The following is a 10,636-nucleotide window of genomic DNA, read 5'->3' on the forward strand; positions in this document are numbered from 1 at the left end:
CCAGTCGCCAGTCGTGCCAGTCGTGGCGACAGGGGAAGAGCATCGATCTGCCCGTCGGCGATGAGGACTTGGTCGCTGTCGGTGCGGTGGGGTCAATGGACGGGGTGTGCCTCCTCTGCTCCCGGGTGTTCGAACTGGGTGCGGTACAGCTCCTCGTAGCGGCCGCCGGCGGCCAGGAGTTCGGTGTGGGTTCCGCGTTGGACGACCTGGCCATCCTCGACGACCAGGATCAGGTCTGCGGCTCGTACGGTCGAGAGCCGGTGGGCGATCACCACGGCGGTACGGCCCGCAAGCGCCTCCCCCAGCGCCTCCTGGACGGCCGCCTCGGAGGTGGAATCGAGGTGGGCGGTCGCCTCGTCGAGAATGACGACCCGCTGGCGGGCCAACAGCAGCCGGGCGATGGTAAGCCGCTGCCGCTCGCCGCCCGAGAGCCGGTAGCCGCGCTCGCCGACGACGGTGTCCAGGCCGTCGGGCAGCGAGGCCACCAGCCCTTCCAGGCGGGAGCGGCGCAGGGCATCCCAGACGTCGTCCTCGGTGGCGTCGGGCCGGGCGAGGAGCAGGTTGGCGCGGACGGATTCGTGGAAGAGGTGGCCGTCCTGGGTGACCATGCCTATCGTCTCGCGGATCGAGTCCGAGGTCAGGTCGCGAACGTCGATGCCGTTGAGCCGTACGGAACCGGCGTCGGCGTCGTACAGCCGCGGCATCAGTTGCGCGATCGTGGACTTGCCCGCGCCGGAGGAGCCGACCAGCGCGACCATCCGGCCGGGTTCGGCGCGGAAGGAGATGCCGTGCAGAACCTCTGTGCCGCCGCGGGAGTCGAGGGTGGCGACCTCTTCGAGGGAGGCGAGGGAGACCTTGCCGGCGGAGGGGTAGCCAAAGCGGACCCCGTCGAACTCCACGGACACCGGCCCGTCCGGCACCCGGCGGGCGTCCGGCTTCTCGGAGATCAGTGGTTTCAGGTCGAGGATCTCGAAGACCCGCTCGAAACTGACCAGGGCGCTCATCACCTCGACGCGGGCGCCGGCCAGTGCGGTCAGCGGGGCGTAGAGGCGGGTGAGGAGCAGGGCGAGGGCGACGACGGCTCCCGGGTCCAGGCTGCCGCGCAGTGCGTAGTAGCCGCCGAGTCCGTACACCAGGGCGAGGGCCAGGGCGGACACCAGGGTGAGGGCGGTGATGAAGACGGACTGGGCCATGGCTGTACGGATGCCGATGTCGCGCACCTGGCGGGCCCGGGCGGCGAATTCGGCGGACTCGTCGGTGGGGCGTCCGAAGAGTTTGACGAGGGTCGCGCCCGGGGCGGAGAACCGCTCGGTCATCTGGGTGCCCATGGCGGCGTTGTGGTTGGCGGCCTCGCGCTGCATCTTGGCCATGCGGGAGCCCATCCGGCGGGCGGGGAGAACGAACACCGGCAGTAGGACGAGGGCGAGCAGGGTGATCTGCCAGGAGATGCTGAGCATCACTGCAAGCGTCATCAGCAGGGTGACGAGGTTGGAGACGACGCCGGAGAGGGTGTTGCTGAAGGCCCGTTGGGCCCCGATGACGTCGTTGTTGAGCCGGCTCACGAGTGCGCCGGTACGGGTGCGGGTGAAGAAGGCGACTGGCATCCGCTGGACGTGGTCGAAGACCGCCGTGCGGAGATCGAGGATCAACCCCTCGCCGAGATTGGCCGACAGCCAGCGGGTGAGCAGACCGAGCCCCGCCTCGGCGACGGCGATGACCGCGATCAGCACCGCGAGCCGGGTGACCGTGCCGGTCTGCTGGCCTTTGACGATCGCGTCGACGACGCGGCCGGCGAGCACAGGTGTCGCCACGGCGAGCAGGGCGGTGACCACACTGAGCAGCAGGAAGCGGTACAGCTGCCGACGGTGTGGCCGGGCGAAGGAGACGATGCGGCGCAGGGTGGCCCGGGAGAAGGGCCTCCGGTCCTGCTGGGCGTTCATCGCACTGTGCAGCGATGTCCACGCGGTGACTTCCATGTCCATGGGGTGCCTCCGGAATCTGGTGGGCCGACGCGGTTCCCGTCGGCCGGCATGGCCCGGGGCGCACTCAGAACGCTATGACCTAAACCAAACTTGAGGTCAACCGATTCCTCTCGGTCCTTCAGCGGGCCCGCTTTTCCAGGTTCACTTGCCACTCATGCGCTGTCGGTGGTCGGCGGGTTGACCATCGCCTTCCCCACGCCCGCTGGATCACCGGTCAGAGGTCGAGGTGGCCGGCGGTCCGTTCCTGGCACCGGCGGGGGAGCGGTGACGCGGCGCCACCTTGCAAAGCCAGGTCAATCGGTCGACTGGACGTCGGAGGCATCCTGCGCGGCCAGGACCGTGGGCATCTGCCTCTGCAGCAGACCGAGGAGTGCAGTCAGCTTGTTTCGGCGGTCTCGCCGCCCATGTCTGTCAGGGAGTACTCGACGTGCAGCCTGTCGGTGGTGTGCACCTCCCGCCGTACGTAACCGTCACGCTCCAGGGCGTGCAGCGCCTGAGCGAGCATCGTCTGGCTCACACCCTCGACGCGCCGGGCGAGCGCGTTGAACCGCATCGGTCCGTCCGCCAACGCGCCCCATCACGAGCATTCCCTGACGGCCGGTGATGTGATCCAGGGCTGACCGCGAGGGGCACGCGCGGGCAAACACGTCGTACTCGATGTCGCCGAAGGCGCCGAAGCCGCAGCGGTGTTCAGCGGACACGACAACGCCGGTCCGCTGCCCGACCCGGCGTCCATGCCCGTGCAGAGTCCGCCTGGTGTTTGCTGACGCAGCCCGGCGCCACTTGGGCGTCCCCGCCTTGGCCTGGGCGGCGCCGGCTACCAGCACAGCCTGGTGGTCTGCGCTCGGCAAGACGCCCGTGATCTCCGCTTTCGCGCCCATACCGGCCCAACGAACCGTCCGAGTGACGCCCGGCCGATGGCTTCGCGTGTGAGTGCTCCACCCGTCAGGTGTCGAAGCGGCGGCGGGAGGCCTCGATGTGACCGAGGTACTGGTGCGTCCAGTCGCACATTCCATCGATCGTCACCCGCAGGGCTTGGCCCGGCCCGGTGAGGGTGTACTCGACCCGCGGCGGCACGACGGGGTGCACTTTCCGCTCGACCAGGCCGTTGCGCTCCAGCATGCGCAGGTTCTGGGTGAGCATCTTGTGGCTGATGCCCTCGATCTCATTCCGCAACTCGCTGAAGCGCAGGGTGCGTTCACCGAGAACCTCGATGATCAGGAACGCCCACTTATTGGCGACGTCCGAGAAGATTTCCCGCGCCAAAGAGTCCGCGCGCGTCAGGTCTGCTTCCTTGGACGAGCCCCTGAACTGCTTGGTCACCATAAGGTTCCCAGTCACTGAAAAGTGCGTTCTTCCATGTCAGCGGCCACTCTCTTACAGTTTCTAAGTAACCACAAGAGACCAAGAGCGGTTTGGTTTGGTGGAAGCGAGCCCACGGGCTCTCATGACAAGGAGGCAGGCAGCATGGCCATCACCCTGGTGAACCCCGACGGATTGCCGGAAATCGATGCCTACCGGCAGGTGTCGATCGCGACTGGGTCGAAGCTGGTCTCCATCGCCGGCCAAGTCGCCTGGGATGCCGATGGGGTCACGGTCGGCGAAGGTGACCTCGCCGCTCAGGTCGAGCAGTGCTACCTCAACGTCGCCACCGCCCTGGCCGGGGTCGGTGGTTCCTTCGACGACGTGGCGAAACTGACCGTCTACGTCGTCGACTGGACCCCCGACGAGATGCCCCTCTTCTTAGAGGGGGTCGCTCGGGCGGCCGCGAAGCTGGGGGTCACCCCGGTACCGCCGGGCACGCTGCTGGGCGTTGCAGCACTGGACGTACCCGACCATCTGGTTGAGGTCGAAGCCACCGCGATCATCGACTGAACAGGTGTTGCTCGCCCTGACCTATCCGCGCGATCTCTTAACCTCGGGCCTCGCCGTGTCTCGAACTGGTTCGCTCACCTGGGCATTCGCCGGACGTTGATGCGGCCTTCGTCTGATCATGTGCTCCGACCAAGGTGCACGTGACCACGACAAAGGCCGTGAGGGTGAGTCTGCTGCCTGATGCGGTTCCGGGGGGAAGCGTTCGCGGAAGTGTCAGGCTTCCGGGACGAGTTGTACGCGTGTCTGACCGTCCGGGGCGATGAACTGTTCGAGCTGGCGGACGCGGTGCTGTGTGCGCCGGGTGCGGTGTACTGGGTGGTGGAGCTGACGCTGCTGCCCGAGCACCGCGCCGCGGACACGGGGCAATGTACGACGGCCTCAACCAGGGCCGGATCAACACCGGCCGGCTGCGGTCGCTGCTGGCCGGCCTGCCCCTGCCCCGGTTCCCTGACGGGCGCCTGGTGCTGGCGGTGGACGTCTCGGCCGGACCGGACCGCAGCCAAGGGGCGCGGAACCTCAGCCCCGCTGCCCCTTCGCCTGTCCGGCCTTCACGTCGGCCGCGTACCGATCCACGTACTCCTGGCCCGACAGCCCCAGGATCGCGTACGTGATCTCGTCGGTGACAGCCCGCAGCACCGTCTTCTGGTGCTCCATCCCCGCGAAGCGCGAGAAGTCCAGCGGTTCCCCGAACAGGATCGCGACCGGCCGGATCCTCGGCAGGACACGTCCCGGAGGCCAGATCTCGAACGTCCCCACCATTGCGCACGGAATCACCGGCACCTGCGCGGCCAGCGCCATCACCGCGACCCCGACCTTGCCCTTGTACAGCCGGCCGTCGGGGGAACGAGTGCCCTCCGGGTAGATCGCGAGCAGCTCTCCCTTCGCCAGTACCCCCAGCCCCTCCCGGATCGCCGCCTGCCCCGCGGCCCTGCCCGACCTGTCGACCGAAATCTGCCCGGCACTGCGGAGAGCGAACGTGGTCAGGCGGCCCGTGAGGCCCGGTGCCGTGAAGTACTCCGCTTTGGCCAGGAACGTGATGCGCCGTTTCAGGACCGCGGGCATGAGGAGGGGGTCCGCGAACGACAGGTGATTCCCGGCGACGATCGCCGCGCCCTCCGCCGGAACGTGCTTGAGCCCCTTGGTCCGCGGCCGAAACAGCAGCCGCAGCAGCGGTCCCAGAAGGACGTACTTGAGCACGTAGTAGAACACGGGTCTCCCCACTGGCGAATCGGCTCCCCGGTACGTCTGTGCCGGCCGTCAGGTCAGATCCTCCCCGCCCCGGGCCGGGTGCACGGTCACCGGCGCGTGGCGGCGCGCGAGGCGGCGCGCCGGACGGGCACCCAGGCAAGCCACCCCGCGGGCCGGGGCCGCCGCGTGTCCGATGGGAGCCGAAGCTTCTGCGAGCGCTGGACCGGGGCCCGCCAGCCCATCGCCCTGCACCGCGTGACAGGCGGCCAGCTTGCTAGGAGCGTTCGGGCGTGGCGGCGAGGGGGCTGGTCAGATCGTCGTCGTTGAGCGTCCTTCTAGTGCCGCATCAGGCAAGGTTCGCCCCGACCGAACTATGAGGTAGCGGCCTGGCCCACCCATTGCAGGAGCAAGCGCGTCGTCGACCTGGACCCTGCCCTTCGGGACGCGCTGCTCGCTCTGGTCGAGCCAGACGTCCGCGGGAACCCCATGTCGCCGCTGCGCTGGACCACCAGGTCCACCCGCAAGCGTGCGGTACCGCCCGGGCTACCCGATTGGTCCGAATCGGGCTTGTGCTCGCCAACGTGCCGGTCCCCAGGGCTTCAGACGGCGCCTGACTCGGATGGCGGTGATCCCTGCGCGTCGTTGGCTGGTCCCCGTGAGGCTGAGATATGCAGGTCGGCGTGCATACAGGGCCCATCGTCGGGGCCGTTTCCGATGGAGGAGGTAGGTCCGTGACTGGTAGTGATGGCGACGGTGATGGCCGGGTGGAGCATGATCTGGCGGTCCTGGAGACGATCGAGGCGGTGCAGGCTGGCGGAACGCTGGGCCGTGCTCGGCGGCGGATGGCAAGTGAGTCGGGCGGGCCGCGTGCTGCGGCGGCGGAGCTGCAGAAGATCACGGAATTGCACGTGTGCATGGGCCTGAACGCCTGCCAGGGGCATGACCGGGATGGTTCGGCGCCGATGGCGGGCATGGGCCGGTGCGCGACGGTGCTGCATGTGTGCCACGGCGCGAACGAGTGCCGGGGGCAGGGCGGGTGCGGCTACACCGGGCCGGACGCGGAGCTGGCCAGGCCGGGTACGCAGGCCTGTCGCTGGAACGGCAGTTGCGCGAGCCCGATCAACGTCAGCCGGGTGTTCGCCGGGGGCCCGTTGAAGGGCAAGAGCGTGTGGAAGTTGGCCCGGCAGCTGTTCGAGGCCAGGATGTACGAGGCGGGGATCCCGTTCGGCCCTGCTCCGGGCGAGGGCTACCCGGACGACCTCGTTCCGCCGTACGAAATGCCGGAGCTGGACAAGCCGAAGCGCAGGCTGACGGACGGCGCAGCGCAGCAGGGCACGGCACGGACGGCGGGGCCGGACGGGGCTGTCGCGTGACGTCACTGCCCGGCAGCGGGGGCATTTCTTCGATCTCCCGCTTCGCGCTTCCCGCTTTGGGGTTCGGGGTCGGTCTGCGGGCTCCGCACCACGGGTGGGTCCTGGACCAGCTGGACGGCGGGCTGGGTGTGGACTGGTTGGAGGTGATCAGCGAGAACTATCTGGACTCCGGCGGCTTTCCGCGCCATGTGCTGGACCGGGTGGCCGAGCGGTACCCGGTGGTGCTGCACGGGGTGTCGATGTCCATCGGCAGTGTCGATCCTCTGGACTTCGACTATCTGGCCAAGTTGCGGCGTCTGGCGGACGCTGTCGGTGCCGCGTGGGTGTCGGATCACATCTGCTGGACCGGGGTGGCCGGGGTCAATACGCACGACCTGCTGCCGGTCCCTTTCACCGAGGAGGCCCTGGCCCATATGGCCGAGCGGGTTCGGATGGTCCAGGACGTCCTGGAGCGCCCGCTGGTGCTGGAGAACCCCAGCTCGTATGTGGGCTTCACCGCCTCCACGATGCCGGAGGAGGAGTTCATCGCGCGTCTGGTCACGGAGGCGGACTGCGCGCTGCTGCTGGATGTGAACAACCTCTACGTCTCGGCCGTCAATCACGGCACCGACCCGCACGCCTACCTGGCGGCGCTGCCGCTGGACCGCGTGGTGCAGATCCACCTAGCGGGCCACACCGACGCCGGCACCCACCTGGTGGACACCCACGACGGGCCGGTCGCACCACTCGTGTGGGACCTGTACGCCGCGGTGCTGGCGCGCACCGGCCCGGTATCCACCCTGCTGGAGTGGGACGACCGGCTGCCTTCGTTCCCTGACTTGGTGCGCCACCTGGGCCCGGCACGGCAGCTGGCCGAGCGCGCAGAGCCAGCCGCCGGGGTTGCGGCGGCAGCGGCGGGAGGGTGAATGCGCACCACCACCCAGCCCATGGACCCGCAATACAGTGCCGCCGACGCGGCAGGGTCCGCGGACCTGGCCGGGCTTCAACGCTGGTTCCAGACCGCGGTCCTGCACCCGCACGGCGAGGAGGGCGCGGACCAGGTCGCAGCCGTCCTCACCAGCTCCTCGCGGCAGGCCGCCCACGAGCGCCTGGCGGTGTACCAGCGCGGCTACCGGCTGCGCCTGTTGGGCAGCCTGCACTCCTGCTTCCCGGCGCTGCGCCACCTGCTGGGCCCCGAGGCGTTCGACGTCCTCGCCGCGGAGTACCTTGACGCCTTTCCCCCGCGCGGCTACACCCTCGACTGCTACATGCAGGGCTTTCCCGCCCACTTGACCGAAGGCAGACCCGATGCGGGGCGACCTGCCGATGAACGTGACCCGTGGGTCGACCTTGTCGTCGACCTGGCCCGCTTCGAGCGGGCCTTCGCCGAGGTGTACGACGCCGCTGAACCGCACCCCCACCGCCTGCTCGCCTGCCGGCATCCCGTGCACACCTACGCCACTGCCGTCGCCCGCGGCCAAGACCCCCCACCGCCACCGGCCCGGCCCGTCCTCCTGACACTGCGCCGCCGCGGCCACACCGTGGTCGTCACCGAGACAGTCCCGCCGGCCACCAGCCATGGCGCTACCCAGCCCCGCCACACCGCGCAGACGCGGACGCCCGCGTGAGCAGTACGCCCCTACCCCGTCCCTGCCCGGGTCGCCAGCGCCCGGCAACCGAACTGGAGCCATCATGACAACCCGCACTTCTGTCGGCCTGCCCTTCACGATCGAGCCCCTGGCTCCCGTGAATCCCAATGAGCCGATCCAGGACTACGAAACTCTGGTCAACCACCTCCACCAGGCGGCGCAGGTGGAGATGTCCACCATCCCTATGTATCTGTACGCGGCCTACTCCATCCAGACCAAGGGCCACAACCAGTGGTTGCCCGGCATCTCCGCGTTCCGCACCATCGTGGCGATCGCGATCGAGGAAATGCTGCACCTGTGCCTGGTCCGCAACCTCTTGGTCGCCCTCGGAGCGGGAAACCGGATCACCTTCAACGACAAGCACTTCATCCCCAGCTACCCCAGCAAGATGCTGCACCGGGTCCCCGACCTCGAACTGCACCTGCACCCGTGCTCGCCCCAGCTGATGAAGGACGTCTTCCTGCCGCTGGAGCTGCCCGCCGAGCACCATGCGCCGGCGCAGCCCGACCAGTACCAGACCCTCGGCCAGTTCTACCGGGCCATCGAGGACGGTCTGGTCCGGGTGGACCGCGCCGAGGGCAGCAGGCTGTGGCAGTACGCCAAGGACAGCACCGCCTGGCAGTACCAGCGCGCCTACTGGAACCGCGACGGCGGCGGCGAACCCATCCTGATCACCAACCTCAAAACCGCCCGCGACGCCCTGCATATCGTCGTTGAACAAGGGGAGGGCGTCGACCCCGCGAAGGCCACCGTCCCCATCGACCCGGTCAACCCCACCCCCGGCTTGGACGAACTCTCCCACTACGCCCGATTCCTGCGCATCCAGCAAGGCATCGAGCCCATCGGGAACGTGCGCAACGTCCCCGTCGACCCGAAAATCCGCGACTTCGACGAGCCCGCCGCGAGCCTGGCCCAGCTCTTCAACGCCGCCTACTTCTACACCCTCGCCATGCTCGACAAGCTCTACAGCCTGCCCGCCACCTTCGCGGCCGAGACGCCCAACCCCCGCTACCACCTCGAGAGGACCTTCGTCTCCGCCATGAGCGGCCTGCTCTACCCCATCGCCGACCTGCTCATGCAAACCCCCGCCACGAAACTGCGCCCCGAGCCGGCGACCGTGCCCGTCTTCGCCGCCCCGACCTTCGAGTTCTACGACTTCCCCGCCGAGATCGAGAAGTCCGGCTCCCGCACCATGAAGCAACACCTGATGTGGCTGTGCAACCAAGCCATCGCCCATTTCCCCGAACTCGGCGGAGACAACAGCGTCCATTGGCTGATCGACAAAATGCCCGACATCGACCAGATCCCCTCGCAGCCTCCCGCCAGCCGCCCCCCATCGAAGTGACGGCACACCGCACCCGGTGCCGACTCTCTCGAACAAGCCACAGGATCGAAGTCCAGCAGGATCAGCCGGTCCCGCTCCAGCCACGACTCGTAGCCCACGTGTCGATCCACCGTCGCCGCCCAGTACCAGCCGGAAAAGTGACGATCCCCGCGTGACCAGCGGAACGGGCGCACCGGCTGTACGTCCTCGAACTTCTCGGTCGTACACGATCGCAGTGAGCGACGCTGGCGTCTGCCCTCGCATCGACGAAGGCCACCTCGAAGCCCGGTTCACCAGCCCTTGAACCGAAGAGCACCGCCTCCGTTGCCACCAGCCACCCCCAGAACCCGGCCCTCGGGCCAGATTCACTGACGCGGAACGTCTTCGGGCCGGAATCCTGTCAAGGGGCTCGATTGGATGACAGGGGACAGGGGCACCCCGTACACAGTCGGAGGCGAGCAGCTCGATGTCGACGAGTTTAGGAGTCAGTGAGGTTTCTCAACGAAATGATCTCGTGAGGTGACTCGGCCCAGGGGATCCCGCGAGCCGCGATGAGTCCTGCGGCGTCCGGCGGTCGTACTGTCGAACCCGTTACCGAGGAGGACTTCTGATGCGCAGCGTGACCTATTCGATGAGCGTCTCACTTGACGGCTACATCGTCGGGCCGGACGGCGACTTCGACTGGACGGCGCCCGACGAGGAGGTCTTTCGCTTCTGGATCGACGAGATTCGACAGGTCGGCGTCCACCTGTTGGGACGACGGCTGTACGAGACGATGCTGTACTGGGAGACCGCCGACCAGGATCCATCGCTCGACGACTCCATGCTCGAGTGGGCCGCGATCTGGAAGCCGCTGCCAAAGGTGGTGTTCTCCACCACACTGTCGGCGGTGCAGGGCAGTGCCCGCCTGGCCTCCGGCAGCCTGGCGGAGGAGATCGAGCGGTTGCGAGCCGAGCCGGGGGAGGGCGACATCGCGATCGGCGGCGCGACTCTCGCCGCCGAGGCGGCCGCGTTGGGTCTGATCGACGAGTACCGGGCCATGGTCTACCCGGTGCTGGTTGGCGGTGGCATTCCGTTCTTTCCCCAACGCGAGCGCCGGGTGGATCTCGAACTCGTCGAGACCCGCACCTTCAGCTCGAGAGTCGTCTACCTCCGCTACCGCGTGGCGCGTTAGCCTCGCGCTTTCATGAAGCGTGGTGTCCGACGGGTGGTCAGACAAACGAAAAGCGCCTCTGACCAGCAAGAATGAGGATTGTCGAGGTCCTT

10 protein-coding genes and 1 pseudogene are annotated in these 10,636 nt (G+C 68.2%); 7 read left to right on the top strand and 4 right to left on the bottom strand.

Annotated elements, in window-relative coordinates; genetic code table 11:
• Positions 1 to 92: 92 nt before the first annotated feature.
• From ACZ3H8_RS38450 to ACZ3H8_RS38460, 3 genes are all read right to left on the bottom strand, one after another.
• The gene (locus ACZ3H8_RS38450) at positions 93 to 1,982 is read right to left on the bottom strand and encodes an ABC transporter ATP-binding protein (protein ID WP_467409713.1); all 1,890 of its coding nucleotides are present in this window, start codon (positions 1,980 to 1,982) and stop codon (positions 93 to 95) included.
• A gap of 376 nt (positions 1,983 to 2,358) precedes the next feature.
• The gene (locus ACZ3H8_RS38455; RefSeq protein ID WP_467409714.1) at positions 2,359 to 2,535 is read right to left on the bottom strand and encodes a winged helix-turn-helix transcriptional regulator; all 177 of its coding nucleotides are present in this window, start codon (positions 2,533 to 2,535) and stop codon (positions 2,359 to 2,361) included.
• Between the two features lie 392 nt (positions 2,536 to 2,927).
• On the bottom strand, positions 2,928 to 3,308 hold the full coding sequence (locus ACZ3H8_RS38460) for a winged helix-turn-helix transcriptional regulator (RefSeq protein WP_467409732.1): 381 nt from the start codon (positions 3,306 to 3,308) through the stop codon (positions 2,928 to 2,930).
• A 141-nt stretch (positions 3,309 to 3,449) separates the two neighbouring features.
• On the opposite strand from ACZ3H8_RS38460, the gene ACZ3H8_RS38465 reads away from it, so the two are divergent.
• The gene (locus ACZ3H8_RS38465; RefSeq protein WP_467409717.1) at positions 3,450 to 3,857 is read left to right on the top strand and encodes a RidA family protein; all 408 of its coding nucleotides are present in this window, start codon (positions 3,450 to 3,452) and stop codon (positions 3,855 to 3,857) included.
• Positions 3,858 to 4,037: 180 nt separating this feature from the next.
• A pseudogene (locus ACZ3H8_RS38470) lies at positions 4,038 to 4,339 on the top strand (transposase); the annotation flags it as partial.
• A gap of 34 nt (positions 4,340 to 4,373) precedes the next feature.
• Here ACZ3H8_RS38470 and ACZ3H8_RS38475 read toward each other — a convergent pair.
• A complete protein-coding gene (locus tag ACZ3H8_RS38475; RefSeq protein WP_467409718.1) occupies positions 4,374 to 5,066 on the bottom strand; it encodes a lysophospholipid acyltransferase family protein in 693 nt (230 codons plus the stop codon).
• Between the two features lie 710 nt (positions 5,067 to 5,776).
• Between ACZ3H8_RS38475 and ACZ3H8_RS38480 the strand changes: the two genes are divergently transcribed.
• From ACZ3H8_RS38480 to ACZ3H8_RS38500, 5 genes are all read left to right on the top strand, one after another.
• Positions 5,777 to 6,418, top strand: coding sequence for a hypothetical protein (locus ACZ3H8_RS38480; protein WP_467409719.1), 642 nt, complete (start codon positions 5,777 to 5,779; stop codon positions 6,416 to 6,418).
• Positions 6,415 to 7,323 (top strand): MNIO family bufferin maturase, encoded by a 909-nt coding sequence (gene bufB, locus ACZ3H8_RS38485; protein ID WP_467409721.1) that lies wholly within the window; start codon positions 6,415 to 6,417, stop codon positions 7,321 to 7,323. The genes ACZ3H8_RS38480 and bufB overlap by 4 nt, the downstream gene beginning before the upstream one ends.
• Positions 7,324 to 8,025 carry an HvfC/BufC N-terminal domain-containing protein gene (locus ACZ3H8_RS38490; protein WP_467409723.1) on the top strand — a complete coding sequence of 234 codons (702 nt, stop codon included), beginning with the start codon at positions 7,324 to 7,326 and terminating at the stop codon, positions 8,023 to 8,025.
• Positions 8,026 to 8,089: 64 nt separating this feature from the next.
• Positions 8,090 to 9,391 (top strand): ferritin-like domain-containing protein, encoded by a 1,302-nt coding sequence (locus ACZ3H8_RS38495; protein ID WP_467409724.1) that lies wholly within the window; start codon positions 8,090 to 8,092, stop codon positions 9,389 to 9,391.
• 589 nt (positions 9,392 to 9,980) lie between these two features.
• Entirely contained in the window at positions 9,981 to 10,544 is a 564-nt protein-coding gene (locus tag ACZ3H8_RS38500) for a dihydrofolate reductase family protein (protein ID WP_467409727.1), read from the top strand.
• The last annotated feature ends 92 nt before the right edge of the window (positions 10,545 to 10,636 follow it).

The organism is Streptomyces sp. NPDC002868 (assembly GCF_055563295.1).